Source organism: Pedobacter folensis (assembly GCF_056490665.1).
Map to the genome: position 1 here is coordinate 100,905 of NZ_JBWJIF010000006.1, position 26,830 is coordinate 127,734.

22 protein-coding genes and 1 tRNA gene are annotated in these 26,830 nt (G+C 38.5%); 12 read left to right on the plus strand and 11 right to left on the minus strand.

Features of this window, described 5'->3' with window-relative positions:
• Positions 1 to 53 precede the first annotated feature (53 nt).
• The 4 genes from AC04QZ_RS24425 to AC04QZ_RS24440 all read left to right on the plus strand — a co-directional run bounded on the left by AC04QZ_RS24425 (position 54) and on the right by AC04QZ_RS24440 (position 3,585).
• Positions 54 to 827, plus strand: a complete 774-nt coding sequence (locus tag AC04QZ_RS24425; protein WP_478359822.1) for an SDR family NAD(P)-dependent oxidoreductase — start codon at positions 54 to 56, stop codon at positions 825 to 827.
• Between the two features lie 634 nt (positions 828 to 1,461).
• Positions 1,462 to 2,268, plus strand: coding sequence for a phytanoyl-CoA dioxygenase family protein (locus AC04QZ_RS24430; RefSeq protein ID WP_478359823.1), 807 nt, complete (start codon positions 1,462 to 1,464; stop codon positions 2,266 to 2,268).
• Positions 2,269 to 2,425: 157 nt separating this feature from the next.
• Positions 2,426 to 3,115 (plus strand): CDP-alcohol phosphatidyltransferase family protein, encoded by a 690-nt coding sequence (locus AC04QZ_RS24435; RefSeq protein WP_478359824.1) that lies wholly within the window; start codon positions 2,426 to 2,428, stop codon positions 3,113 to 3,115.
• Positions 3,112 to 3,585, plus strand: a complete 474-nt coding sequence (locus AC04QZ_RS24440; protein WP_478359825.1) for a GtrA family protein — start codon at positions 3,112 to 3,114, stop codon at positions 3,583 to 3,585. Before AC04QZ_RS24435 ends, AC04QZ_RS24440 begins: the two co-directional genes overlap by 4 nt.
• A 301-nt stretch (positions 3,586 to 3,886) precedes the next feature.
• Here the strand turns inward: AC04QZ_RS24440 and AC04QZ_RS24445 are convergent, their stop codons facing one another.
• The 3 genes from AC04QZ_RS24445 to AC04QZ_RS24455 form a co-directional block, all read right to left on the minus strand.
• The gene (locus tag AC04QZ_RS24445; protein ID WP_478359826.1) at positions 3,887 to 4,978 is read right to left on the minus strand and encodes a phosphotransferase enzyme family protein; all 1,092 of its coding nucleotides are present in this window, start codon (positions 4,976 to 4,978) and stop codon (positions 3,887 to 3,889) included.
• 118 nt (positions 4,979 to 5,096) lie between these two features.
• Positions 5,097 to 6,446, minus strand: coding sequence for a Gfo/Idh/MocA family protein (locus AC04QZ_RS24450; RefSeq protein WP_478359827.1), 1,350 nt, complete (start codon positions 6,444 to 6,446; stop codon positions 5,097 to 5,099).
• A 130-nt stretch (positions 6,447 to 6,576) separates the two neighbouring features.
• Positions 6,577 to 8,904 (minus strand): beta-galactosidase, encoded by a 2,328-nt coding sequence (locus AC04QZ_RS24455; protein ID WP_478359828.1) that lies wholly within the window; start codon positions 8,902 to 8,904, stop codon positions 6,577 to 6,579.
• A gap of 598 nt (positions 8,905 to 9,502) precedes the next feature.
• Between AC04QZ_RS24455 and AC04QZ_RS24460 the strand changes: the two genes are divergently transcribed.
• The 7 genes from AC04QZ_RS24460 (at position 9,503) to AC04QZ_RS24490 (ending at position 21,208) form a co-directional block, all read left to right on the plus strand.
• Entirely contained in the window at positions 9,503 to 11,317 is a 1,815-nt protein-coding gene (locus AC04QZ_RS24460) for a type VI secretion system Vgr family protein (RefSeq protein ID WP_478359829.1), read from the plus strand.
• A 1-nt stretch (position 11,318) separates the two neighbouring features.
• A complete protein-coding gene (locus AC04QZ_RS24465) occupies positions 11,319 to 11,477 on the plus strand; it encodes a hypothetical protein (RefSeq protein ID WP_478359830.1) in 159 nt (52 codons plus the stop codon).
• 47 nt (positions 11,478 to 11,524) lie between these two features.
• Entirely contained in the window at positions 11,525 to 12,337 is an 813-nt protein-coding gene (locus tag AC04QZ_RS24470; RefSeq protein ID WP_478359831.1) for a hypothetical protein, read from the plus strand.
• A gap of 10 nt (positions 12,338 to 12,347) precedes the next feature.
• Positions 12,348 to 15,959, plus strand: a complete 3,612-nt coding sequence (locus AC04QZ_RS24475) for a PAAR-like protein (RefSeq protein WP_478359832.1) — start codon at positions 12,348 to 12,350, stop codon at positions 15,957 to 15,959.
• A gap of 10 nt (positions 15,960 to 15,969) precedes the next feature.
• On the plus strand, positions 15,970 to 17,151 hold the full coding sequence (locus tag AC04QZ_RS24480) for a hypothetical protein (protein WP_478359833.1): 1,182 nt from the start codon (positions 15,970 to 15,972) through the stop codon (positions 17,149 to 17,151).
• Between the two features lie 185 nt (positions 17,152 to 17,336).
• A complete protein-coding gene (locus AC04QZ_RS24485) occupies positions 17,337 to 18,776 on the plus strand; it encodes an AAA family ATPase (protein ID WP_478359834.1) in 1,440 nt (479 codons plus the stop codon).
• A 620-nt stretch (positions 18,777 to 19,396) separates the two neighbouring features.
• Positions 19,397 to 21,208 carry an LTA synthase family protein gene (locus tag AC04QZ_RS24490; RefSeq protein WP_478359835.1) on the plus strand — a complete coding sequence of 604 codons (1,812 nt, stop codon included), beginning with the start codon at positions 19,397 to 19,399 and terminating at the stop codon, positions 21,206 to 21,208.
• Between the two features lie 68 nt (positions 21,209 to 21,276).
• On the opposite strand, the gene AC04QZ_RS24495 is transcribed toward AC04QZ_RS24490, so the two are convergent.
• Positions 21,277 to 21,771 (minus strand): SRPBCC family protein, encoded by a 495-nt coding sequence (locus AC04QZ_RS24495; protein ID WP_086545674.1) that lies wholly within the window; start codon positions 21,769 to 21,771, stop codon positions 21,277 to 21,279.
• 180 nt (positions 21,772 to 21,951) lie between these two features.
• Here AC04QZ_RS24495 and AC04QZ_RS24500 point away from each other — a divergent pair, with 180 nt between their 5' ends.
• A complete protein-coding gene (locus tag AC04QZ_RS24500; protein WP_478359837.1) occupies positions 21,952 to 22,932 on the plus strand; it encodes a GlxA family transcriptional regulator in 981 nt (326 codons plus the stop codon).
• 36 nt (positions 22,933 to 22,968) lie between these two features.
• Here AC04QZ_RS24500 and AC04QZ_RS24505 read toward each other — a convergent pair whose 3' ends face one another.
• The 7 genes from AC04QZ_RS24505 to AC04QZ_RS24535 all read right to left on the minus strand — a co-directional run bounded on the left by AC04QZ_RS24505 (position 22,969) and on the right by AC04QZ_RS24535 (position 26,755).
• Entirely contained in the window at positions 22,969 to 23,223 is a 255-nt protein-coding gene (locus AC04QZ_RS24505; RefSeq protein ID WP_478359838.1) for a helix-turn-helix domain-containing protein, read from the minus strand.
• Positions 23,213 to 23,776 carry a cupin domain-containing protein gene (locus tag AC04QZ_RS24510; RefSeq protein WP_478359839.1) on the minus strand — a complete coding sequence of 188 codons (564 nt, stop codon included), beginning with the start codon at positions 23,774 to 23,776 and terminating at the stop codon, positions 23,213 to 23,215. The genes AC04QZ_RS24505 and AC04QZ_RS24510 overlap by 11 nt, the downstream gene beginning before the upstream one ends.
• 30 nt (positions 23,777 to 23,806) lie before the next feature.
• Positions 23,807 to 24,829: an SDR family NAD(P)-dependent oxidoreductase gene (locus AC04QZ_RS24515; protein ID WP_478359840.1), complete on the minus strand. Its 1,023-nt coding sequence runs from the start codon at positions 24,827 to 24,829 to the stop codon at positions 23,807 to 23,809.
• Between the two features lie 102 nt (positions 24,830 to 24,931).
• Positions 24,932 to 25,381, minus strand: coding sequence for a DUF1569 domain-containing protein (locus AC04QZ_RS24520; RefSeq protein WP_478359841.1), 450 nt, complete (start codon positions 25,379 to 25,381; stop codon positions 24,932 to 24,934).
• Positions 25,365 to 25,799 (minus strand): VOC family protein, encoded by a 435-nt coding sequence (locus AC04QZ_RS24525; protein WP_478359842.1) that lies wholly within the window; start codon positions 25,797 to 25,799, stop codon positions 25,365 to 25,367. Before AC04QZ_RS24525 ends, AC04QZ_RS24520 begins: the two co-directional genes overlap by 17 nt.
• Before the next feature lie 73 nt (positions 25,800 to 25,872).
• Positions 25,873 to 26,295, minus strand: coding sequence for a helix-turn-helix domain-containing protein (locus AC04QZ_RS24530; protein WP_478359843.1), 423 nt, complete (start codon positions 26,293 to 26,295; stop codon positions 25,873 to 25,875).
• 387 nt (positions 26,296 to 26,682) lie between these two features.
• Positions 26,683 to 26,755, minus strand: a tRNA-Lys gene (locus AC04QZ_RS24535).
• Positions 26,756 to 26,830 lie beyond the last annotated feature (75 nt).

The following is a 26,830-nucleotide window of genomic DNA, read 5'->3' on the forward strand; positions in this document are numbered from 1 at the left end:
TATTTGATATTTGTGTTAAACTATTCAGAGTAAAAAAGATGCTGGACACCAAGATGAAGTACGCAATAATCACCGGAGCAAGTAAAGGTATTGGCAAATCGATGGCCATTGCATTGGCGAAAAGAAAAATTAATCTGCTGCTTATCTCCCGCTCGGCTGATGAATTGAGTGCTTTACAAACCGCTCTTAAAAACCAATATGAGGTTGAAGTGCATATCCTGGCAATCGATCTTAGCCAGGCTGAAGCCCCAAAAGCAGTATACAACTGGATCACAGAAAAGAATTACGCCGTTCATATCCTGATTAATAATGCAGGTTACGGATTGTGGGGGAAATTTGGAGAACTGGATTTAAGTGCCCAGTTAGAAATGTGCCAGTTAAACATGACTACGGTAACTTCATTGTGCCATTTATTGCTTCCAGTCCTTTCAGCAGAAAAAAAAGCTTATATACTCAATGTTTGCAGTACTGCAGCCTACCAGGCGGTACCAACTCTGGCCATTTATTCGGCAACTAAAGCTTTTGTTTTATCCTTTACAAGGGCATTAAGGTTCGAACTTAAAGATGGTCCTGTTTCGGTGAGCTGTATAAGTCCTGGGCCTGTTGATACCGGCTTTGCACACCGTGCCGGATTAGATGCCTTTAGCAAAATGGCAGAGAAATTTAATATGAAACCCGATGAAGTAGCAGAAATTGCCATAAAAGGAATGTTCGCCGGGAAATCTGAAATTATTCCAGGTTTTACCAATATCATCAGCGTATATGCCAATAGGATTTTGCCAAAAGGATTTATCGAAAAAATGGCCGCTGGGATTTATAAGACTTAAGAAGTCCGGAAGTCAGGGGTCGGAGGTCCGGATAGAATGGCTTAAATGGAAATCATGTTTTTATTTATTTGAAAATGAAAGGGCAGTTATTCTTGGCGGTTTGCAGTCCTGCTTTTGGTACAAGTTCCGATGAAAAATCGGGAGCTTTCCCCGTCAATCAGGTTTAGGAACAAAGGTTAGCGCAGCATAAAAACTTAAAAACAGGCTTGAATTTGTCCTCTAGCCCCGGTTGCAACGTTACCCTGCAGCAACGAAGAATGAGGAAGCGAAGCGTATAAGCGGAAAACGGGCACACACTTACTGCTTTGCACAGCTATTGCGCTTCGAAAAAGAAGAAAGTCATTTAATAAAATTAGCCAGCCGGATAATGGAAATATCTTATTTAATGCTCCTGCCTAAGCCATCAATTTACTTCTCCAAAAAAATATTTTAAAATATTTCCAATTAAATTCTTTGGAATATTAAAAATATGTTACGTTTGTATTAAATACTACTAATTCTATAGATTATGTCGAATAAAACATTTGTGTTTTATTTTCCTTCAGTACCGAACCACTCGCGAATGCGAATGTGCTGTTGCTGCGCATAATTCTAACTCCAATTTATCCTTTTCATAATCATTAAATTTCGACACATGGCAACATCGTATCCAACCTTTACCCTATCTGAACAATTAACAGCACAACAGCTCGACTTTTTTAACACGCATGGATTTATCCATTTCAAAAATTTTATCAAACCCGAAACCGTAAACGCCATTATCGATGCTTCTAAACAGGTTGAACAAAAGTGGATTGAGCAAGATATTAAAAAAATAAACGGTGTGCCGATTAAATATGGGAAAGATCTTGATGGTTCGTCCATTGTACAGCGTTTTGCTTTTATCAACCAGCAACACCAAACTTTAAGCGGTTTGTTATTAGATCCACGGTTTAATGCATTGCTTCAACTGGCAGGTGAAGGTGCTCGTCTGGGTACCGAAGAAAAAGATGGCATGGTGTTTAACCACTACATTAACGGGCCGGAAAGTAAGTTCAGTAAAATGGGCTGGCATACAGATGGTTTAAGGGATATTTTCTATGGCGCTAAACTAAACCCAATGCTCAATGTAGGCATTCACCTGAGTACCTTAAAACCTGAAAACGGCGGGTTAAAAATTATTCCGGGTACCCATAAACAGAGTATTTACCAAATGCTTTTCCGCAAAAAATACTTTCTGGATAACAAACCCGATGCTGAAGAGGTATCGATACTACCCGAAGCAGGAGATTTAACCATCCACGATGGAAGGCTGTGGCACAGGGTTGCAGAATCGGCCATTCATGGTGAGGAAAGCAGAAGACGTGTGATCTATGTTCCAATTATTGCGGGTAAATACGCACCAAAAAATGAGAATAGTCCAACTGTATTTTACCAGCGCTTTGCAGGCATAGTTAAATAATTGATGTTATTTGTACTCGCATTCACTTACCTGGTCAGATCAGGGAAGCTAAAGCAAATCAGTGGTTTTGCTAAGGGAATACCGAAGAAAATCAGTTTAAAATTTTATCGACCAGAAACCGCTATGTTGATTGGCTTTATATTAGTGGGGTATTAAATTGGAGGCTATTATTAAAGAGAAAGAAGCGAATACAGCACATAAAAGGGTATTTTCAGACCGCGAACGAACCAATATGTTGCGTAAGGGTGAGCAAAGGTTAATCTTATTTTTGCTTAAAAAAGTTCCAGACTGGATTACGCCAAATATAATGACGGGTATTGGCATGTTTGGATCATTAATTGTTTTTTTGGCCTTTGTTTTAGGCAGTTTTTATTCCAGAAATAATTTACTGATCGGCATTTTAGGCCTGATCATCAATTGGCTTGGCGATTCGCTTGATGGCAGACTGGCCTATTACCGTAAGATCGCCCGAAAATGGTATGGCTTTGCACTTGACATTGTGATGGATTGGCTCAGCATTATCCTCATTGGCTTAGGCTATTACTTTTATGCCAGCGGAACCACACAGATTTTCGCATTTTTATTTGTGGTACTTTATGGCTGGTCGATGATTATTAGTCAGCTCCGCTATAAAATAACCGGTTTTTATCAAATCGATTCAGGGCATTTAGGCCCAACGGAGTTACGTGTAATTATTTCATTTATCCTTATTATTGAAACATTAATTGCAGGCAGCATCACCTATTTTGCCATCGTCGTAACCCTATTGTTATTGGTCATCAATATTATCGATACGCTTAAACTCTTAAAAGCAGGCGATGCCAAAGACAGGGAGGAAAAAGAATGATCAGCTGGGCATCGGTTAAACTTTTTCTGAAAGCGCAGGTATCGGCTTTTTCTGGTGGTGTTACCGATTATGGTTTGATGATACTGTTAACCGAGTGGTTGCACATCCATTTTACCATTTCTATTTTAATTTCCGGAACCCTGGGTGGGTTAGTTAATTTTTGCATTAACCGTTTTTGGGCTTTTAAAAGTAACGATGGTTATCACAGTTCTACCACTGGTCAGCTCATCCGTTTTTTTACCGTGGTGCTGGGCAGTATCTCGTTAAAATCTGGCGGTACCTTTTTGCTGCACCAAAGCTTAAATATAGATTATAAAATCGGCAGGCTTTTAATTGACAGTATCGTTTCTTATGGTTTTAACTATCCGCTAATGAAATATTGGGTATTTAAAATGAATCGCCTGGACGCGAGCTGCCCTGATGAAACAGGCGATTGCTTTGAAAGTCTTGGCAAAAAACAAATCGTTTAACCACAAATCTTTTGGCAAAACGCCTCAAAAAAGGCTGTATCATAGATAGAATTGTCATCCTGAGCCTGTCGAAGGATCTATTAAATACGCTTTAAGGTGTTTCGACTACTTGTCCCGATTCTTCGGGAAGCTGAACATGACCGCATCTAAAGTAAAATCGCATTTATCAAACGTTTGCGCGTTATCCAATACGAATCTCATCCGTTAAAAAATAACAGATGAGATGAAGTGTAAAAAAGGTAAGAGGAATGTCCAGCCCAAACGATGAAGCATAAAAACTGAACACCTTGCCTTTACCTTATTAGTTTAATATTGTTTTAGAGTCTATTACTCTATTTTCGTTAATCTGCTTAATAATTTCTTCAAATTTCGATTCTTTGGCAATGTACTTATTCAATAAATCGATCTGATTTAAGCCCCTTACCAAATTGTGCCCCGGATAATTCGTTTTATAGTAAATGTCGCCATTTAAGAAATCGGCTATAAACCTTACTGCCTGCATGTAAATCATAAATTTACCCGAATAAATAAAGAATTGTTTTTCGGTAAAGGCCAAAACCTGGTCCATTTCTTCCATGTAGCCTTTATGTATGGCGGCAAAAACATCTTCTCTGATGGCTATTTTGCTAAAATCCTTTTCTTCTTCGTTAGCCTCTGACAGATAAGTACGCATCATATCCCCTACATCGCTAATAAAGTAGCCTGGCATTACGGTATCTAAATCAATTACACATAAACCCACGCCGGTTTCGGCCTGTAGCAGTACATTGCTAATTTTGGTATCGTGGTGTACCACACGCAAATTAAGCGCACCGCTATCTACCATGTGTACATACTGCTCTTCTATATCGTAATGTCTGATAATCTCTTCTATAGCAAACTTTGCCTCACCAATCCTTTCTTCACCAGCTTGTTCTAAAGCTTTTTTAAACTGCTCTACACGTAAAGGCAGGTTATGAAAATCTTCGATGGTGGGCTTTAATTTTTGTACGTTGAAGGCACAAAGCATCCTGGTAAATTTACCAAACTGCTTGGCAGCGTGATAAGCCTGCTCAGGTTCATGTACAAAATCAATAGAGCAAGAATTTTCCACAAATGGAAAAATCCTGTAAAAGTGATCGTCGAGAACCACAAAATCATCTCCATTTGCTGCCGTAATTGGGGCAACAAACAAGTATTTAGGGGCTGTTTGATCGAGATATTTTTTTATTGTCTCAATATTTTGAGCAATATTTTGAGGCTGGCGAAAAACTTCCGTATTCACCTCTTGCAGGATATAGGCTAATCCCTCACCGTAAACTTTCCAGGTATGGTTAATTAAGCCCGAGCCGAAAGGTTCAATTTTAAATTTTTCTGCGTTAAGTCCATAAGCACCTAATACTGCTTGAAACATAAGATGGTAATATATTTGAATGAAAATTGTTCCGGGAAATCAATAAAATATGATGGTCCGGATAAAGTTGCTTATTAAATAATGCGGGTAAGCCATATGGCATTACCCGCACACGGGACTAAAAACCGCTATCGTCTAAAGCGAAAGTATTTTTACGATCTTTCCATTTACCTTTTGTAAAATCAGGGAATTTTTGTGGCATATTTCCTTCTTTTAACGATTTGGTAGAAAGTGGCATAATTACACTCATGGTAACTGAATCATATACGTCAATAGGTGTTTGTTTTTTCTGTTTTACCGCTTCGATAAATCCATTAAATACAAACCAATCCATACCACCGTGACCAGCACCTACAGCTTCTTTTTCATATTTTTTCCAAAGTGGGTGATCGTATTTAGCAAACCATTCGTCAGCTTTATCCCAGGCATGATCTTTTGATTTATGCTCGATGTGTACTGATTTGTTTACATCCATCCAAAGCCCTTTTGTTCCCTGTACCCTGAAACCGATAGAATATGGTCTAGGTAAATGGGTATCGTGACTTAACAATACGGTTTCGCCGTTTGCACAGTTAATTAATGTAGTGGTTACATCACCATTTTTATAATTAATTTTAGCGTTAGGGTGGCCAGGAGAAAGTTCTTCTACATATGCTGCCAAACCTCTTGCTTTAGAGCTGAACGATACCAGGCTGGTAAAGCTGTTTCCTCTGTTAATGTTTGCATATTGCATTAATGGACCAACACCATGGGTTGGATATAAATCGCCATCTTGATCGATGTTAAACTGCGTACGCCATTGTGCTTCGCTTAATGCTTTTGGCCCATACTCTACCCCACCTCCATAATAATCTTTACCGTTGTTAAAAAGTACGTTTCTTAAGTTGTGCTGGTAACCACCTTCAAGGTGCACCAATTCGCCGAAAAGACCCTGTCTAACCATATTTAAAGCGGCCATTACATCTCTGCGGTAACAAACGTTTTCTAAGGTCATGTAAGGCATTCCTGTTTTTTCAGAAGTGTTTACAATATCCCAGTGATCCTGCACACTTAATCCTGCAATTACCTCGCAACCTACATATTTACCAGCTTTCATGGCATCAACTGCCTGATCTCTGTGAAACTGCCATGGGGTGGCAATAATTACGGCATCAATATCTTTACGGTCTAAAAGTTTTTTATAAGCATCTAAACCACCGGTATACTCTGTTGCTGCCGGTCTGCCTTTTTTAGCGATAAAGTTACGGCAAACTTTAAGCGAGCTTTCCTGGGTATCGCAAATTGCAACAATTTCTACATCGTCTCTTAAAGCACCTTCAGAAATATGGCTCATACCACGTGCACCTACACCGATATAACCTACTCTTACTTTTCCACTGTCTGATGATGCAAATAAACTTCCGGTTGGCAGGACGGTTAAACCCGCAGCCGTGAATGCACCATTTTTGATAAATTCTCTACGTTCCATTTGTGTTATTTAATATTTATTGTTTAGTTTTTTTTATTGATCCGGGTTAATACTGAACAAACGTTTTACTTGCTATTATTTCGCACTTTTTTCACCTTAAAAACCATTCACTTACAGCTCGTTAACAGCACTAAAGGTTTTTAAAAAGTGTTTGGTTAAAATATAATTTGTAATCTTTAATTCTTCCATTGGCATTATCTTGTCTGGGTAATAACTTTAAACCTTTTATGGTGTAATTTTTACCCAGGTCTATCACAATCTGGTGTGGTGGTTTTGGCGATTTCGATTCCCACTGGGTATGCCAGATACTGGTAAACTGTAAATCGAAAACATTAGCCGCATTTCCATCATCGCCACCCAGTTCTTCACTATCGGCATACACTATTTTCCAATCGCTGCGCGGAATTTCGTTATCCTTTTCATCCAGCAGTACAATTTCGGCCACTGAAGTATAAGGCTGTCCTTTTTGTTCAGATAAGGCTTCCAGACAAAAATAACGTGCGGTTACCGGTTTAAAATTCACCAGCTGCCATTTGTTATCGTTCGCAAAACTACCTTCGGCATAAGCCTGTTGTGCATCCGAAACCCATTTCTGGTTAGGTTTTTTATGCAGCTCGGGCTGTTTTTCGTTCACCACATCCAAAATGGGTTTATCTAAAAAGTTTAATGCTGGCTTTTCTGTTCCGAAGAGGTCAAAAACAACAATTTCATTTTTGCCTTTCTTTAACCAGCTGCCTGGTACCAGCATGGTTTGAGTTGGGCCGATATTCCAGTATCTACCCAAACACATTCCATTTAACCAAACTAAACCTTTATTCCACTTACCCATATCGAGGTAAGTATCTTCTAACTTATCGGCATTAAAACTTCCTTTGTAAAAAGAAGCTGCAGCAGGCTGATTGGCAAGCGTTTCGTAACGAAGCGGAATATTCACCTCTCCCAGCCTCACCGGGTAATTTTTCCAGCCTTTTAAAGCTGTTTGTTGCCCGTTTTCGCTTAAGTATACGGCACCATGTATGCCTTTCCAATCGTGCATCTGGTAGCCATAATTTACCCTGCCTGTTGCCTCTACCAAAACCCTCAATGTGCTTTTAGCCGTTCTGGCCGGGATTTCGATGCTGAATTTGTTTTTTCTCCTGTCTAATTCGCCAATCTTTTTACCATCAATATATACCAAAGCATAATCGTGGATATCTTTAAACACCAGGCTCGATTTTGGCCCTGCGGTTAAACTGGTTTCGTACACCACACAACCAAAATCCTGGTCTAAATCTTCCATCAACATGGCTGTATCGGCTAAAACAGGCTTAGGCAGGTTTTTGGATAGTATGGCGATTGAACTGAATTTTACCGGCTGTAATTGCTGAATTCTGTTTGCAACAGGTACCTCTGGCAATACCTCACCTTCTTGCAGGTAACCGGCAAATAACTTACGTATGGCGTAAAACTTTTCGGTTGCGTTACCGGCCTCATCAATAGGGGCATCGTAATCGTAACTACTGGTTTGCGGCAGGTATGGTGGTGCATTTGCACCGCTGTAAGTACCAAAACTTGTTCCGCCATGTGCCATATAAATACTAAACGAAGCCTTATGATCAAGCATGTATTTTAATTCGGCTACAATACGCTGGGTATCGCCTTTGTGGTGCGGCCTGCCCCAGCTATCGAACCAGCCGGGATAATATTCGCCACACATTAATGGGCCTGTAGGCTGTATGGCCCTTAAAGCTTTAAAATTAGCTTCAGGCCCGCTGCCAAAGTTTACCACCGCAAATAAACCTTCGGGATGGTCGTTTTTTAACTGCGAAGGTCCGTCGCAATGAAATAATGGAACCGTAAAGCCAGCTTCCTGTAAATTGGCTTTTATGATGTTCATATAATCTTTATCGTTACCGTAGCTGCCGTACTCGTTTTCTACCTGCACCATAATAATGTTGCCGCCACGGCTAATTTGTAATGGTGCCAGCTGCTTACCTACTGCTAAAAGGTATTTTTTGGCCCTTGCTAAAAAGTAAGGATGTTGCGTGCGCAGGCGGATGCTCTTATCTTTAAGCAGCCACCAGGGGAAACCGCCAAACTCCCACTCGGCACAAGAATATGGCCCCGGCCTTAATATCACGTATAAACCCACCTCTTTGGCCAGCTTGCAAAACTCGGCCGCATCGCTCTGCCCTGTCCAGGTAAACTGATCGGGCTGTTTTTCGTGTATATTCCAGAATAGGTAGGCACAAACCGTGTTTAAACCCATGGCCTTGGCCATTTGTAAACGTTGTTTCCACTCGGCTTTGGGTATACGGGCAAAATGCATCTCACCACAGCGTATAATATACGGCTTGCCATTAAGCTCAAAAGATTCGGCACCTATGGCAAAGGTGTTTTCTTTTTGGGCCCAGCTATTAACAGTTAAGCTTATTAATAGCCCTAAAACAAGTGTTTTTTTAAGCAAATGGGTATGCATTTGTGCTGGTTCTTTTCGGTTTTGTTGATTTGTATTTTTTAAAAGTAGAACAAGCAAATGAGCATTACAACATAAATATCAGCGCAAACGATTGACTAATTTTTAATATTACCGCTTTATTTAAGCCCAAAACAAATCGGCTATTTGTAAGGCTTATTTAACCCATACTTTAAGGCTTTTGCCACACAAGCTGGTACCCGGCAAAAGCTAATTAAAGCTTCTCTCCTTTTACCGCTATTTAAAAATGGGCTGAAGCATTTACTTTAAACAAAATAAGCTGTGGAAATCATTAAAAATTGAGGCGGTAATTCCACAAAGGCAAAGCTATTGGGGAAATAAGACAAACAAAAAAATCATTATATCCGGCATATAACAAAAACTCTTTAATCCTTTTCCACAAAATATAGTAGTTAAAAAAGGCTTAAAAGCGGTTTATCAGCCTAATGTCGATCGAATAAAGCCGCTTTCTTATTTTAAACATAAGCGTAATAGTTAAATCTGGTTAAACTTTTGTCTAATAAATGGAGAGCGAGCAACATCAGCAATAAAAAGAAGATGAGCATTCGCATTTATTTATTGTTTTTTCTGACGATCTCTTATGGAAAACAAACTCATCACCGAAATCAATATTGAAGACAAAGCCATAACACACTTTGACTCGTTCGATCTGGAGCAACAATTTAACGGGCATCATTATTTCGAACTTCGGTTTAAGCAGAATCAATTTGGCTTGCCCAGTCTAATCAATCTTGATGATAGCCGCGATTTTGTAGGTAAAACACTTATTGCCTCATTTGGATATCACGCTAATAAACTACAAGAATTTGCAGGTTTGGTTACCAAGGTGGAACTCTCGCAGAGCCATGGCTACCATGGCGTTTTAATTGTAAGTGGCTATAGTCCTACAATTCTAATAGACCGCGGTCCCGATTTGGGTTCTTACTTGGATAAAGACCTAAATGAAATTATAGCGCTGGTTACAAAAGATACCTCTGCTAGTGATCTTAAAGTTATCTGCAATGCCAGCAGGAAAAAGCCTATTGATTATCTTATTCAATACAAGGAAAGTGATTTTGAATTTCTGAACCGCTTATCGGGCGAATATCATGAATGGTTTTTCTACGATGGCAAACAGCTCAACTTTGGCAAACCAGATGAGCAGAAAGAAGTAGCGCTTTTGTATGGCCGAGATATACAGACACTTCAGTATGCCATGGAAATTTCACCAATCAAGCATAACCGCTTTGCATATGATCCTACACAGGATGAAATGCTGCATAGTGAAAGCCCAGGCACAGTAGATGGCATACTCGATCTTGCCCACGCTATACAGGCTTCGAACCGCACTTACAACAAAACATTCAATCAGCCCTCGCTCATTCGTGTAGATAACAGTAACGACATGAAAAGCAATGTAGAGAATGAAGAAAAAGCCACCATAGCAGAACTTCTTAAAATCAGCGCCACAGGAGATAACGCTGAATTAAGTATTGGCAATATTGCTGAAATTACAATGAGTGTGAGGAAGGAGGCTGCTTTTATAACCGAAAACATAGGTAAATTTCTGATTACCAATATTCACCACCATATAGATATTGCAGGCAAATACCATAATACTTTTACAGGTTTGCCAGCCGCCACGGAGCGTATTATGGTAAAGAATTATAAAAAGCCAAATCCGGATCTACTGTTGGCAGATGTAATGGACAATAATGATCCCGAAGGACAAGGCCGGATTAAAGTAAAGTTTAAATGGAAATGCGTGACAAACGATATTACCGAATGGCTGAGGGTAATTGCGCCTGATGCCGGAAGTAGTGAACAGGTAAATACGAACAGGGGATTTGTTTTTATACCTGAAGTTGGAGATCAGGTTGCCGTAACTTTTGAAGAAGGGAATATCGCCAGACCGATTGTAATGGGAAGTGTTTTCCATGGCATTAACGGCGCAGGTGGTTACGAGCATAATCATTTAAAAACAATTGCCACCCGAAGCGGCCATTTAGTAGAATTTAATGATGCTGCTGGCACCGAAACCATTACTATTACGGATAAAAACCGAAATATTATACGCTTTGATACCAATGCATCGAGTATTGAGATTTCTGCTCCAGAAAATATCAGTATCCGGGCTAAAAACATAGATATCAATGCCGAGCAAAATATATCTATAGCTGCTGGAGAACATATCTACAGTAATGCAGCAGGAAATATAAGCAACAATGCCGGCGAAAACCATTCAATAATGGCCGAAAATATTACCATGGTAGCTAATAATAACATTAATAAAAAGGCTACCCACATCGAAAAAACCGCCGAACACATCAGTCTAAACAGTACCCGGGAGAATATTGAATTTCATAGTGCCAAAGAGATCGTGAATAAAAGCGGTAACAAGGTCAAATTATTTTAACATGGGAACGATTAAATACATCAGCAAAACCATCACTGAAAATACAGGCAGTGCTAAATGGTTTTCTACTCAAGGAGATATAAATTTCAATGCGGCAAAAGAAGTAATTCTTAAAAGTAGATATAAGATAAAGTATGATCGATATGAACCTTCAAGATAAACAGGGTTAACTGGTCTTGCTATATCAGGTAAGTCAAATTTATAAAAATGAATAAAATCGATTACAAACCTTTAGAAAAGCCTTTAAATATACTTTTCAAAATTGAAATCGCTGAAAAAACAGCATTTAAAGATGAATCCATCTTTAAGCTTTTTAATATAGATGTTTTACCAGCTAAGGCCTCTTTTTGGTCTGGCCATCAGCATATCGAAATTATACGCAAACAAAGTTTGATAGATGCACTACCCGATAATGATGTTGATTTATTCGTGCAGCAGATTTCTGCAGCACTACACCAGCTAACCTTAAAAATAGGATTTAACGGAATGCCCGTAAGTGTTGAAAAACAAAATGAATTATGGCAAAAATGGTTAGCCATTAGAGAAAATATAGCCAGTAGTTATACTGGAGACTGGATTGATTCGACCTTAACAGTGGTTGACCAAAAAATGCTGCCTGGTGAAATATTAACCAAACAGATAAAGCAAGATTTATTTCTTAACGAATATTTCAGGGGAATTTATGATGCAACTTTTGTAGAAAACCAATTTAACCGAAAAAGAGAGGTGTACGGCCTATGCCCCTTTCCTATCCAATTTAACGAAAAGTGGATACTCCTGACATCAGAGAATCAAAAACTAATTAAATTTTCTGGTAACTGGATCGGGAATGTTGATCAACCAGGATTTAATAACTGGTTAAAAACGAAGACAGATAGTGAACTCACAGAAATTAGTGTTGAAGGGTTTTATCGGATAGATCCAATCACTGGTTGGTGCAACGCCCTGGAAAGCACTTATTTATTAGTAGCGAGTAACAGCTATAAAAAAACATTAAAAATTACTTTAACAACCAATTAGATACCGCCAAATGGATTGGAATATTGAAACTGAACCACCAAATAGCGAAGAGAACCTAAGCAATGATGAGGTTACGGGTGACCTAACTGTATCCAAAGCTTCAGGCAGGCAAGGAATAGATGACCCTGTACAGAATGGAAAAATCACCGAACTATTGGTATGCCATGGTGCTAAATGCATATGTGATAAAGCTGTCGATCCTGCTCCAAAACAACTTAAAGTACTCAGCCATAATAATTACATCATTAATGATGATGGCGAAACCAAACTTATTGCGACCACTTTAGACAATAAATTACTTAATATCAACTTCGGCCAATGCAAAGTACCAGATCCAAGTAAACCAGTACCTTGTACCGCCAAATTACAATGGAAAGATTATTATGAAAAGCTAGAACTACCAAATGGAGCTTATGTGTTAACTGATAAAAGCGCTGCAATATGTACAGCAAAGAATGGAAATATCAAAATTGTACAGCATGGTCAACAAGCAAACATTACTGCGCAAGAGCTGAAAAATGCAAATGCAGGTAGCTGGGCAGCTAATGGTCCACTGCTTACCGAAGAGATGATACATACCGAACAAGCAGCAAAAAATGAAGATGAAGATGGTGCAACCGTAAAATCTATAACTACTTTAACATACGGAGCGCAACAACCCCTTAATAGCCCGATTACTTTTAAAGCCAATTTTGATGGTGAACCAATCGATGCAGATAAACAAGGTGTAAACTGGATCATTTATGATGTAAACGGCACACCCATGCAATTGCGCAATGATGCAGGAGAAACCCTTACCGTTACTTTTAAAAAAGCAGGTACTTACCTCATTGAAGCTTATGGTAAAACCAACGGCGACAAAAAAGTAACCAGGCCATATACTATTAAAGAAAATGAGATTGAAACTGTAACAACGATCGATGGAAAAACCAAGGTAAGGATACAGACACCTATAGAATTTAGGCTTAAAAGCCTTTTTCCATCAGTCGCTATACCGGGCGACACCAATAATATTAACTGGCAGGTAACCAAAACAAGCGGCACTGGTGTGCCTATACTGTTAATCCCTACAGGAAACATGACAAAGATAATCTGCGATGAGGAATGTACCTATATAGTTTCAGCCTATTTTAATGGTATTCCAAAACAGTCAAAACAGATTCAGGCTTTAAAAAATGGAATTACTTCAATCATCACTTCGACAAAAAGTACGAGAATAAAAGAAGAGATAACTTTTAGTGTAAAAGACCAATTCAAAATATTGCCTGCACTACCGCAGGAAATTGCAGCTGTAAAATGGATCTGTAAAAATGTAGATGGCAAACCAATTGAGGCTTTTAAATCGAAAACTGGTGAAACCATAACCCACCAATTTGACGAACCTGGCGAGTATACCGTACAGGCATATATGGTACAGCCAAATGCAAAAGTAGCAGCTAAAATAGTGGTTGCCCAACCTGAAATTATATTAGCCCAATGGGAATATCTGGAAGGTGGTAAAAAAACAAAAACAGGCTGGGGTGAATCAAATTATGCCTACATCAAATTTAAAGCAGCAGAAGGTATAATAATCAATTTAGAATATGGTTATTTAGATCACACTGGTAAAGCGAAAGCCATTCACGTAATTACTGGTTTCAGAATCCCTCAAAACCAAATATTGGATCTGGAGAAATACCATTTCGTCCCCAATGCAGATAAGTATAGAAAATTGCTAAAAGAAGGGACGGAGTTTTATTTCAAAGTATACTCTACTGATAAAAAATATGAAATCTTAAATGGGAATATTCCACAACCACTGCAAAAACTAAAGCTGGTTACCAAAGAAGAAATTGTAAGTATCGAATTTTTAACCGAAAACAAACCAGTCATCCAGGCACTATATGGCAGTAAGATGAAATGCCGTATTCGCACACGTAACCTCAGTGCAAAAAAAGTATCCGTTAAAATTTATCGCAAGGAAAGCCGCCTGGGACTCGATAATTTAAGGAAAGATACACTTGTATATCATGAAGAACACCCTTTAACTTCCAGCGGTGTAGTTGAATTCGATTTTACTTTAGCTAAAAGCTGGGAGAAAAGTTATAGTGAAAAACTGCATCGTTTTTATGCCGTGATAGAAGAAATGGAGTTTTTAGGAACAAGCAATACTCTAGTAGCATTTAAAAATGATGTGCCAGCAAATGGAGGAAAGGTGCTGGTGGGTGTAGGGAAACAGGAAGGTGTTAGTCATAGCGATTGCCCGAGATGTGATAAAGACATTACTACGGCAGAACTAAAACAAATATTTAAAGATGCGGATAATACCACGCTTGTAACAGTTGCGAATGCTTATAATAAATACATGGCAGATCTCGGCATGAATACCTGCTGGGTTAAAGCACATTTTTTCGCCCAGATCCGGGTAGAATCCGGAACCAAACTGCATGTAAAAAGTGGAGAAAGCATGAATTACAGTGCAGACACACTGATCAATGGTAACTTGAATAAAAAAACTGGCAAAAGGGATTCACCGCCTTTCTCCTATTTTACCACGAATCATAATGATGCCTATAAATATGGGCGAACAAAAGACCATGCCGCAAACGAGCAGATGATTGCCAACTTAGCTTATGCCGACAAGAATCGTAGCATTAATAATAGAATTGGTAATACACAAGAAGGAGATGGCTGGAATTTTAGGGGAAAAGGACTGATACAGCTTACTGGAAGGGAGAACTATGCCAATGCTAATGTGTACACCTTAAAATACGAGAAAGTAGACATCCTTAAAAACTCTGATATTGTAGCAAAGGACATTAAAATTGCGGTATTAACTTCAATGGCCTATTTTAAATGGAATGGGCTGATAGCGAAGAGTAATGGCAAGTTAAAGAATAAAAATGTTTCTGACGGAGTAGGTAATGAGGTTGGGGACAGTTACATGCAAAAACAAAATGCATTTACTGATTATACCTCAAAGATATTTAGAGTTAATGAATGTGCATGGGAAGAGATTGAGATAAAAATTATTGGTAATAGGGCACCTTGGATGGAAATTGCATTAAATGAGGCCAAAGCAATGAAAGGCTGTGATGAAGGCATTGAACCTATGTATTCAAAAGCAAAAGCCTATTTAATGTTTTGTAATATTAAGGCAAAACCAACAGATGGAATTTACGGACCTTGGTGTGCCGCCTATATGAACTGGTGCATTAGTAAAACAAAAAACTCAAAGACTCAAAGGCCATATAGCTATGTCAATTCAGCTGGATCACTAGCACCAATAGGCAATTCTAAATACAAAAGTATAAAAGAACCGATTTACGGTTGCTTAGTCGTTTATAAGACAACTAATGGTTCAGGAAAGGGACATACTGGATTTTTATATGGCAAGACCAAAGAAGGAAGATTTATTTTACTCGGTGGTAATCAGGGAGACTCAATTCGCTTTAGTGGTTATGGAAAATCTTTCACCTATGATGGCGTGACCAAAACATTAGAAGGTTTTTACATTCCTACAGATTATGAAGTTAAAGATGCCGACAAATTGAAAGAAAGTGACATTTATGAAAGCTCTGCTGGGATAAACAAAAAATATGGTATTAAACCAGTACCAAAAAAAGAAAATAAGTCAAACTAAATCAATAAATATGAAAGGAAAAAATATATTATTTTTTTGCATCATGTTACTAGTACTAAGCAGCTGTAAAAACAAAACGAAACAAAATAGTTCAATACTAAAAGAAGAAACACAAAAGCAAACTATGCCTTTAAAAATACTAGAAGAAATAAAGCAACATTTAGAAGATCAAAAACGAGTGGAAAGTGATGAGCAATCTTTTGAAAACCCATATCATTTAACTGCTAGAGATTTAGAGCTAGCTTCAATAATAATCTTTGAAGGGTTAAAAAGTAATGGGTTTAAGCCTATTAGTGATGAAGCATTTAATCAGAGAATAAAAGACGTATTTGGTATTGAAAGCCTAAAAAATCCATATTATAAAATACATGCACAGGATAATTATTTCACTCTTTTTGGGAGGCAGAATGATAATTATAAGCAATTAATTAAGGATGAATTTGAAAATTACGCATATACCGAAAATTATTATTTATTAAGGAAAGAACATATATTTTTTGAATTTCAACCATTAGATTACTTAATCAAAGTTAATGAGGATAATACTTATAAAATCACTATTGAGCCTTATCTTATCCATAGAAACAAATACTTATTCAACAGCGATAAAGCAAGTTTGGCATGGCTTTTAAATAATGAACAGTTTATTTTAAGCAAGCTACTTACAGATTACGGTTACGATAAAGAACCGAAAATAAATAAAATGGTATTAGATTCCGTTTATAAAGAAAATCCTAAATTTCCAGAATTTATAGCTACTCTATTTTTTGCTAAGAATAAAGATAGCAAATTGCAGATTAGAAAGGGTTTATTGAAATACGTAGAAGAAAACACCAGTGCTACAGACAACCGTTTTATCTATGCTTTGGGAAGTTATATTTTTGACCTGTATTCAGAAGATATTGACAAAGTTTTCGACGAAGACCCCTCAAAAAAGTTTACCCCTGTAGAAAAAGCAGAAATAGTGGCCAACATTGCTAATATTGAAAACCCAGCTAGAGAAAAATATAAATCTCCTGAATCATCAGATGTATGGAACATTCCTGGTTCTCACTTATATAATATTTCGGTTTCGCATCCCGAGGTGATTAAAATAATAGAAGCGCACCATTATTTCGGTTTACCTAAAATGAAGGATATTATTGCCAAACTACAGGAAGAAGCACCACCTATTGGTGCCGATCCAGAATAGGTAAATGTTCACGAGAATAAAAGCACCAGCAGGTTTATAAGCTAAGGAACAAGTCACCAAGACAAGCCATGATTATCCACAGCCAAAATTATACATTTTAAGCGTATTTTGGCTGAAGATAATTATATATTAACAGCCAAAATCGTATATTTGAAATACGTTTTGGCTGCAGATAAATAGAAAACATGGAATTACTCATTGGAAGAATAGCTGAGAAAAGCATACTATCAGAGGCGCTTACCTCAACTTCATCGGAACTATTAGCTGTTTATGGCAGGCGCAGGATTGGAAAAACTTTTCTAATCCGCTCTGTTTTTCATAAGCAACTTATTTTCGAATTATCTGGAGTACACAATGCTAATACTGCCGAGCAATTGCTTAATTTCAGCAAGGCAATGGCAGAGGCATTAGGTTTCCCGTTTGCTCCTGCAGCTCCTAAAAACTGGACGGAAGCCTTCTGGCAACTTAAAGAATTTGCAAGCCCTATACTTAAAAAAAGAAGGGCCGTAATTTTCTTTGACGAATTTCCCTGGTTAAGCTCGCATAAATCAGGCTTTCTTTCTGCCTTTGAATATTTTTGGAACCAATGGGCCTCTCAACAGCCAAACCTGATTGTGGCTATCTGTGGATCTGCTGCCACCTGGATGATTAAAAAAGTTGTCAACAATAAAGGAGGGTTACACAATCGGATAACCCGAAAAATACGTCTTTTACCGTTTACCTTGCACGAAACCGAACAATACTTAAAAAGCAATAACATCTATATTGACCGTTACCAGGTATTGACTATTTTTATGGCAATGGGCGGTGTGCCGCATTATTTAAAAGAACTTAAAAAAGGAGAAAGCGCTACGCAAGCCATTGACAGACTTTGCTTTACTAAGGACGGCCTCCTTTCAACAGAATATGCAAACCTTTACCGGTCTCTGTTTGAAAATGCAGACAGGCATATTTCCGTAGTTAAAGCACTCGCGGACAAACCATCGGGATTGACAAGAAACGAAATCATTGCTGCATGCAATCTACAAAGTGGGGGGACTACCAGTCTCTTACTTGAGGAGCTAGTGGAGTCTGGCTTCATTACCCCTCACCTGCCTTTCCAGAAAAATGCCAATCAGAGCATTTATAAACTCAGCGACGAATACAGCCTTTTCTATCTTAAATTTATCGAGAATTCCCGGGCCACTGGTGCAGGCTCATGGATAAAAAAATCGTCTACATCATCATGGAAAAGCTGGAGCGGCTATGCCTTTGAAGGAATTTGCCTAAAACATACAAACCATATTAAGCAGGCCCTGGGCATTTCTGGTGTATTTACCGAAACTTCTGCCTGGCGACATGCGCCAAAAAGCGGAATGGGTGCGCAGATAGACCTGTTACTTGACAGGCAGGATAATGTTATCAGTATATGTGAAATGAAATTCTCCAATACTGAATTCGTTATAGATAAGACTTATGCTGCCGAATTACAGAACAAACTTGATGTATTCCGACGAGAAGGTAAAACGAAAAAAACATTGTTTCTAGCCATGGTAACAACTTATGGCATTAAAAGTAATGTTCATGCTATCGGTTTGGTACAGCACCAGGTTACCATGGACGATTTGTTCTTAGCTTTAAAATAGCATATTTATATTATTGCAGATGGTTATACAACCAAGGCCCACATCCCATTAACCTATAAACCCGGTAGCAACGGAAATCCTTTTTATTGCTTAAAAAACATATTTCGCCTATCCTTGCTGCCGGTAATATAAAATCTGCAATAAAAAGATTGGAGGGTATAACGGGGCCGCAGTACCTACAGCGCTATGAGCGTTCGTTTCAATCATTTCAAAAACTACACCTACAGGCACAAATAATACGGTTATAATTTCGGACAGGATAAATAAAACCTTATATGACAAGCTCATTGCCAGGTTTACCTTAACATGAAGTGTTAACTTTTCGAAACAATAACAAATCGAATATTAATAAATTGTTAAGTATCATACTTTAATAATACCTTTAAGACCTAACCAAACCTTCAGGATTCCTTCAGAATTGAAAACTACCTTCGTCCATTATTACACAAAGTGTGGTAAGAAAATTTCAAGCTTCGGATTCACCATTTACCATGAGCATTAAAGAAAAAACAAATAAATTACTCCAGCATAGATTTGGACCAGTCTTTTTGGTTGTAGTACTATTGTGTAGCATATCGTTAATTACGAGACTGTCCCTGTTAATTTATAGCGCAGCTAATGTGGATTGGTCAATACTAAACCTCCTTAAAATCCTGGTTATTGGTCTGTTTTACGATCTTGCTGCTGCATCTTTTGCGGTAATTCCGCTTGTAATTTACCTATGGCTGCTCCCTTCTAAATGGTACACCAGCAAATTCAACAAGGTATTGTTGTTCATCTATTTTTTCTTTGTTGTTTTCACGCTAATTTTCAATGCCGTTTCAGAATGGTTCTTCTGGGAAGAATTTTCAGTCCGTTATAACTTTATAGCAGTCGATTATCTGGTATATACCACAGAAGTTATTGGAAATATCCGCCAATCGTACCCGATCAATAGTATTATGGTAGGTCTGGTTATCATCACCATATTAATTCTTTACTTCTTAAGAAAGTTCATCACCGCATCTACTATCAATAAAACCAGCTTTGGCAAGCGCACCAAAATTGCCCTGGTACTTTTGTGCCTGCCTGTGTTGACTTATTTTGGTGTCAGCCATAAATGGAAATACCACAGCAAAAATCAATATGTAAACGAGCTTTCGGGAAATGGCATATACGATTTTGGATTTGCCTTCTGGAACAATCAATTGGATTATCAAACTTTTTACAAAACACTTCCGATCAAAAATGCAGAAACCATTCTGAGTCGTTTACTGCAACAAGATTCTGCTGCAAAGGGGAAATTTAAAAACACCTCCAGAACAATCACTAATCCGGGTACTGAAAATAAGATGAATGTGGTACTGATCAGTGTAGAAAGTTTAAGTGCCGAGTTTTTAGGTACTTTTGGCAATACACAGCACATTACGCCACAGCTCGATTCGCTCGCTAAAGAAGGTTTGTTATTCAGCAATTTATATGCTTCAGGAACGCGTACGGTGCGTGGTTTGGAAGCATTATCGCTCTGCATCCCGCCTACCCCTGGCCAATCGATTGTTAAACGCCCTGATAATCAAAACCTCTTCACCTTAGGCAGCATCTTCCGTTCGAAAGGTTATAACGCCAGATTTATTTATGGTGGTTATGGGTATTTTGATAATATGAACGAGTTCTTTTCGAATAATGGTTATGAGGTTACCGACAGAAGTGCATTACAGGACTCGGAAATCCATTATTCGAATATCTGGGGTGTTGCCGATGAAGATTTATTTATGCTTTCGTTACGCGAACTGGATAAAGATTATAAAAACAAGAAACCCTTCTTTGCACAGATTATGACGGTTTCAAACCACCGTCCCTATACTTATCCTGAAGGGCGGATTGATATTCCATCGCACAGTGGCAGAGAAGGCGCAGTTAAGTACACCGATTACGCCATTGGCAAATTTATACGCGAAGCAAAGCAAAAACCATGGTTTTCGAATACTTTATTTGTAATTGTAGCCGATCATTGTGCATCAAGTGCGGGTAAAGTGGAGTTACCGGTCGATAAATACCATATCCCGATGATTTTTTACAGTCCGGGGCACATTGCACCAGGCAAATTCGACAAGCTAACCGCACAGATTGATATCGGTCCAAGCATTTTGGGTTATTTGAATTTCAGTTACGACAGTAAGTTTTTCGGTCAGGATGTATTTAAGATGAAAGCCGGCGATGAAAGGGCTTTTATAAGCACCTACCAGAGTTTGGGTTACCTCAAAAACAATAAACTGGTTATTCTCAACCCAAATAAAAAAGCAACCACATACAAGCCCGATTTCACTACGGGAGGTGCTGTGGCTATACCTGCAGATCAGAAATTAACTCATGAGGCCATCGCTAATTACCAAATGGCGTCATACCTATACCAAAACGGCTTGTACGGCTTTGAGTCTAAAAATAAACCCTAATTAATTAAGCATGAGCATCAATATGAACTGCAGCCTGTTCATTACAACTGAGCAGGCTGCAGTGATAATCAGGCTTCAATTTTCCATTTTTTTGCCAGCTCGGTATTAAAACCATCATCTTCTTTAGGGTTTGGCTGCCCCTTTCCGGTGGTAATTAGTTTATACAAACTTTCTTTAATATAGTTAGTCCAGGCCTCCCTGCAAATTTCATAACATTCGTATTGAGGTACCAATCCCTCGTGTGTAAAAGTTAAAAGGGTTTGTTCTCCTTTTTTAGTGATATCGAAAACCAGCTTTGTACCAATCCACTCACTTTTATCGGCCGTAAACTTAAAATAGTTATCCAATATCAACCAAACTACTTTTTGATCTGGAACCAGTTCTACCAGCTTCATTTTACAATAGTGAATATCCCTGTAATGATAAACAGATTCGGCGTTAATGATATGGGTATCTCCTTCAATGGCTTCCGACCACCAACCTTTAATATTGGTAATTGCGTTAAAAACTTCATTCGGGCTTTGATCTACCAAAATGGTGGCTGTAAAATCTTGATTTTCCATGGTTCTGCTGTTGTTTAATTTAAGATTGATTAGAATAAAACAAAGTTAGCAGCAATTGGTGTTGCGAGCAGGGTGCAAAATAGACATTGTAGCGGGTTGATTTGGACAACTTTAAATTTTATCTTTACTACAGCAAATTAGCAGAACAATGCTAAACCTAGATCATGTAAAACCATTAAGATGAAACATATTACCATTCTTGTGCCCGACGGACCAAACAACTTAAGCAGTATTGTTGGTTCGTACAAAATACTGAGCAGGGCTAATGCCTATTGGCAGGAAAGCGGCAAAACTCAGTTATTCAAAATTGAGCTGGCAGGTATTTCTAAAGAAGTCGATTTTTATGATGGTTTGTTTTCGGTGAAACCACACAGGCATATTTCATCTATCACCAAAACCGACCTGGTGATTATTCCCTCTTTAAACCACAACTACCAACAGGCAATGGAAGGGAACCAGGAACTGATTGGGTGGATTGCCGCGCAGTATAAAAACGGTGCCGAAATAGCAAGTGTTTGCACTGGCGCCTACTTATTGGCATCAACTGGTTTACTAGATGGCAAAACCTGTTCTACACACTGGATTGTGGCTGATCATTTCAGCAAAATGTTCCCTAAGATAAATTTACAGACCGATAAACTGATTACTGATGAAAATGGCATTTACACCAACGGGGGTGCCTATTCTTTTTTAAATCTAATTCTATACCTGGTAGAAAAATATTTCGACCGGCAAACGGCCATTTTCTGTTCAAAGGTTTTTCAGATTGAAATGGACAGGCAAAGTCAATCTACCTTTATTATTTTTAAGGGACAAAAGCTGCATGGCGATGAAATGGTAAAAGAAGCACAATGTTATATCGAAAACCACCTGCAGCAAAAAATATCTATAGAAGATTTATCGACAAAATTTGCGGTAGGCAGGAGAAATTTTGACAGAAGATTCATCAAAGCAACGGGAAATACGCCTATAGAATATTTACAACGCGCTAAAATAGAATCAGCTAAAAAAGCACTGGAAACCAGCAGAAAAACGGTTAACGAAGTGATGTATGAGGTTGGTTATACAGATGTAAAGGCTTTTAGAGAGGTATTTCGGAAAATTACAGGCATATCTCCGCTGGAATATAGAAACCGGTACAATAAGGAAATGATTACATAAAACCATCAGGCAACACTTTCCTGCTAACTGATGATTTTATTTTATTAAGGTAGAAGGCGCATAACCAAACTCTTTTTTAAAGGCGAAAGAGAAATGCGACAAATCTTCAAAACCCGATTCGAGGTATACTTCTACAGGTTTTTTATGCTTTTCTGCAAGTTGATAATGGGCCAGCTCCAGTCTTTTTTGGGTAAGCCATTTTTGTGGGGCGCGGTTAAATGCTTTTCTAAAATCGCGGTTAAAAGTAGATAAACTGCGGCCCATAAGGTATCCAAATTTCTCAAGCGGCATATTGAACATATAGTTTTTTTTCCATAAAGTCTACCAGATCAATTTTTCCGGGCTCCCGAAAATCAGAAAGCACATTATCGATTTCAGGATCAATAAAACGGAGAATGTTAATGGCCTCATTTATTTTTAATGTAGCGATATGTTCAGGAAATTTTTCCTGAAGATCAAAATAAGGAATTAAGGATGCCATGCAACTTTTTAATAAGGGATGATGGCTAAAACTCAGTATTTGCTGCGACACCTGTACTTTATGCTTCACCTCAATATTTGCGTAAAATTCTCTTAACCGTTTCGCCGATAAATGCATCACCACCGTTTTATGCGGCTGCCCGTCTTTTGGATAATTGATGATGGTAGCCAATTGATTTCTGGGGATCAAAAAAATATCTCCTGCATTAAATACATGTTCCTTATTGGCCTCGATAATTTTAGTTTCTCCAGAGATAAACCAGATCAGCATATGGTTGTCGAAAACCACTTCAGTTTTAAACAACTTGTCTTCATAACAAGAAAGTTTAATCTCTGAAGTGATATATTTTGTTTGAAACTCCATTATGGCTAAAATACAAATAATTGATTTTAATTAATCGGCATGGAATGTTATACCAAGCATTTGCTCACTTAAATCCCATAACCTTTTTGCATTTATTTCATTAACGGCATAAGGCCTTACGCCATGCAAGGTTGATGGTTCAGACATCAGGTGTTCAATATTACCTAAATCCATTTCGGCTACGTCGGCATCTTCGCAATATACACCTCCAATTTCATTAAGTAACGGGCTTGTGGCGCACCAAACCGTTGTGGCCGCACCTTGTGATAGTTGTTTCAGTTTCTTTTCTACCTCCGGAAAAATATTGCCATCAGCATCGTGTGTACCCATTTGTTGGTAAAGTTCCATAGGTGCTTCTCTACCTAAATCGGTATGGTTAACCGAGCCGGGATGTACGGCATAAGCCCTGATGCCCGATTTGGCCCCTCGTGCATCGAGTTCGACTGAAAAAAGATTATTGGCGGTTTTCGATTGCCCATAACCCAGTAAAGTTTCATATGGCCGGTGTTCAAAGTTAGGATCCTCAAAGTCGAAAGGCGCAATCTGGTGACCATATGAAGAAACATTTACCACTCTTGCCCTATCGGCTTTTTTTAATGCCGGCCATAATTTGGCTGTAAGTTGAAAATGCCCCAAATGGTTCGTAGCCAGTTGCGATTCGTAACCTCTTGCATCTCTACGCAGCGGCACCCACATAATACCCGCGTTATTAATCAAAAAATCGAGCGACTGTACGCTCGATAAAAATTTTTCGGCAAAGGCATTAATGGAATGAAAATCCATTAAATCCATGCCCTCTACTTCTACATTCGCTAAACCATTTAGATTCCGCTTCGCTTTTTCAATGTCGCGTGCAGGTACAATTACCTTAGCTCCGGCCTGTACAAATGTTTTTGTCGTTTCTAAACCTATGCCAGCATAACCGCCAGTGATAATGGCTGTTTTCCCTTTAAGGTTAATGCCAGCGATTACATCAGTAGTTGTAGATGTTGCATTAAACCCTGAGCCTATTGGCTGCTGTAATGCCCCGTTGTAATTATAGTTACTTTCCATTTTTTCTATTGTTTTATTTCACAACAAAAATAACGGACAATAACAGGTCTGGCTTTGTTCAAAACGCCAATCTTACTTTGTTTAAAATGTCAGGATTTAAGGTTAAACACCAAACTGCCGTAAATGATGATCGGCATGTTTATAAGAAAAAACACCGATCTGTTCTTTAGTCATTTGACCGAAAAAATCGTGGACAAAATCGGGGTTATCATAATTTTCAAATTCTTTGATACGTTTGATCAGAATTGTTTGCTGCATTTTTAAATTTCCACCCTTTTCTTTAACCGCAAATTTCCCTGCAGGCATATTTTTACCTATCGGCTTATCATCTTTCGTATTGCTTTTAAGTGCCATCCGACCGAATATTTTACCTAAAAAATCGACTTTATAAACCGGTTTATCTTTACCTAAAACCCATTCGAACCAGATGGTACAATGTTTTGCCATTTGACAAACATCCATTTTACCCCAAAGCCGGTTGCTGTTTTCGGTCAGTGAATTAACCCTATCGATTAATTCACTTCTAGCTGATGCCTCAAATACTGTTTTCATTACCAAAATTGTTTAATGGTTGTAATGAAAAATAGTTTCCCGAATCATCTTTAAACAAAGCTTCAGTTCCATAAAACTCTTTGGTTGGTGCTTTTATGAATTCAACTCCTTTGGCTTTTAACTCTTCGTAGGTTGCAAAAATATCGTTGCAGGTAAGCACGCCGCAACCGAAAATTCCTTTTTTGATCAGCCCTATCAGGGTTTCTGCTATATCCTTTGGAAACATTTTACTCACGGTAACAGGAAACAATACCAGCTGCAAATCGGGCTGCTCTGGTGGCGACACCGTTAGCCAGCGGCTTTCGGGCCCCATGGGGATATCATCTACCAGTTTAAAACCCAGTTTGTTTACGTAAAAGTCATAAGCACTATCCTGATTCAGGACGTGAATGTTGGTGATGGTCATTTTGGTAATCATGGTTCTTCGTTTTATGTGATCAATGTTGAACCAAATTTCAATAATGATTTAAACATTCACTTCTCCATAATTGCTATTTTTCCAGCCAGCCATGCTGTAAGGCAAAACAACCTGGCACGAAAGAAACAGGCGATTTTTTGATGGCTAACTTTAATTGCTGCATTTGTAACTGATAACTTGAAGGCGACATGCCTACATTGCGTTTGAAAAGTCCGCTAAAAGAAGTTAAGCTATCAAATCCTACTAAAAAGCAGGTTTCGGAAACACTTTTGTCTTCACGCAATAACAGCTGTGCTTTTTCAATCCTTACCCAGGTCAGGTATTGATGTGGTGTTTTAGCATAAATGGTTTTAAAAAGCCGCGTAAAATGAAATTTAGAAAAACAGGCTTCATCAGAAATGTAACTCAGGTCTATTTTTTCAGCATAATTTTTATCGATGAAAAGTTTTGCCTGAACAATCCGTCGATATAAGTAAACTTTTGGATATTGCTCCATAATCGGTAAGCCTCTAATTTTTCAGTTTTAGAAAGTTACGAATAATTTAAGGCTGGTATGAAATATAATGATGAAAAGAACAGATTTGGCAGGTGTAGCTTTCTGTGATCCCGCTGGGATTAGCTCAGCCCTGCAAATCCAGAACTCGGCCCTGAGCCTTTTACAAATCGAACCCAGGCCGCCGCTTCTGTTCGAATCCCAGCGGGAATAAAACAAAAAAGCCCCACATTTCTGTGAGGCTTTCTGTGATCCCGCTGGGATTGGCTCAGCCCTGCAAATCCCGAACTCGGCCCTGAGCCTTTTATAAATCGAACCCGGGCCGGCGCTTCTGTTCGAATCCCAGCGGGAATAAAACAAAAAAGCCCCACATTTCTGTGAGGCTTTCTGTGATCCCGCTGGGATTCGAACCCAGGACCACTACATTAAAAGTGTAATGCTCTACCAGCTGAGCTACGGAATCATTTTGTCCCTTTCGAGGCTGCGAAGTTAGAAATTAAATTCATTCCTGCAAAGAACAAAATCAATCTATTTAATA

Coding starts and splice junctions, on each gene's coding strand:
- AC04QZ_RS24425 (WP_478359822.1), top strand. CDS start 54: ATGAAGTACGCAATAATCACCGGAGCAAGTAAAGGTATTGGCAAATCG.
- AC04QZ_RS24430 (WP_478359823.1), top strand. CDS start 1,462: ATGGCAACATCGTATCCAACCTTTACCCTATCTGAACAATTAACAGCA.
- AC04QZ_RS24440 (WP_478359825.1), top strand. CDS start 3,112: ATGATCAGCTGGGCATCGGTTAAACTTTTTCTGAAAGCGCAGGTATCG.
- AC04QZ_RS24445 (WP_478359826.1), bottom strand. CDS start 4,978: ATGTTTCAAGCAGTATTAGGTGCTTATGGACTTAACGCAGAAAAATTT.
- AC04QZ_RS24450 (WP_478359827.1), bottom strand. CDS start 6,446: ATGGAACGTAGAGAATTTATCAAAAATGGTGCATTCACGGCTGCGGGT.
- AC04QZ_RS24455 (WP_478359828.1), bottom strand. CDS start 8,904: ATGCATACCCATTTGCTTAAAAAAACACTTGTTTTAGGGCTATTAATA.
- AC04QZ_RS24460 (WP_478359829.1), top strand. CDS start 9,503: ATGGAAAACAAACTCATCACCGAAATCAATATTGAAGACAAAGCCATA.
- AC04QZ_RS24465 (WP_478359830.1), top strand. CDS start 11,319: ATGGGAACGATTAAATACATCAGCAAAACCATCACTGAAAATACAGGC.
- AC04QZ_RS24470 (WP_478359831.1), top strand. CDS start 11,525: ATGAATAAAATCGATTACAAACCTTTAGAAAAGCCTTTAAATATACTT.
- AC04QZ_RS24475 (WP_478359832.1), top strand. CDS start 12,348: ATGGATTGGAATATTGAAACTGAACCACCAAATAGCGAAGAGAACCTA.
- AC04QZ_RS24480 (WP_478359833.1), top strand. CDS start 15,970: ATGAAAGGAAAAAATATATTATTTTTTTGCATCATGTTACTAGTACTA.
- AC04QZ_RS24485 (WP_478359834.1), top strand. CDS start 17,337: ATGGAATTACTCATTGGAAGAATAGCTGAGAAAAGCATACTATCAGAG.
- AC04QZ_RS24495 (WP_086545674.1), bottom strand. CDS start 21,771: ATGGAAAATCAAGATTTTACAGCCACCATTTTGGTAGATCAAAGCCCG.
- AC04QZ_RS24500 (WP_478359837.1), top strand. CDS start 21,952: ATGAAACATATTACCATTCTTGTGCCCGACGGACCAAACAACTTAAGC.
- AC04QZ_RS24505 (WP_478359838.1), bottom strand. CDS start 23,223: ATGCCGCTTGAGAAATTTGGATACCTTATGGGCCGCAGTTTATCTACT.
- AC04QZ_RS24510 (WP_478359839.1), bottom strand. CDS start 23,776: ATGGAGTTTCAAACAAAATATATCACTTCAGAGATTAAACTTTCTTGT.
- AC04QZ_RS24515 (WP_478359840.1), bottom strand. CDS start 24,829: ATGGAAAGTAACTATAATTACAACGGGGCATTACAGCAGCCAATAGGC.
- AC04QZ_RS24520 (WP_478359841.1), bottom strand. CDS start 25,381: ATGAAAACAGTATTTGAGGCATCAGCTAGAAGTGAATTAATCGATAGG.
- AC04QZ_RS24525 (WP_478359842.1), bottom strand. CDS start 25,799: ATGATTACCAAAATGACCATCACCAACATTCACGTCCTGAATCAGGAT.
- AC04QZ_RS24530 (WP_478359843.1), bottom strand. CDS start 26,295: ATGGAGCAATATCCAAAAGTTTACTTATATCGACGGATTGTTCAGGCA.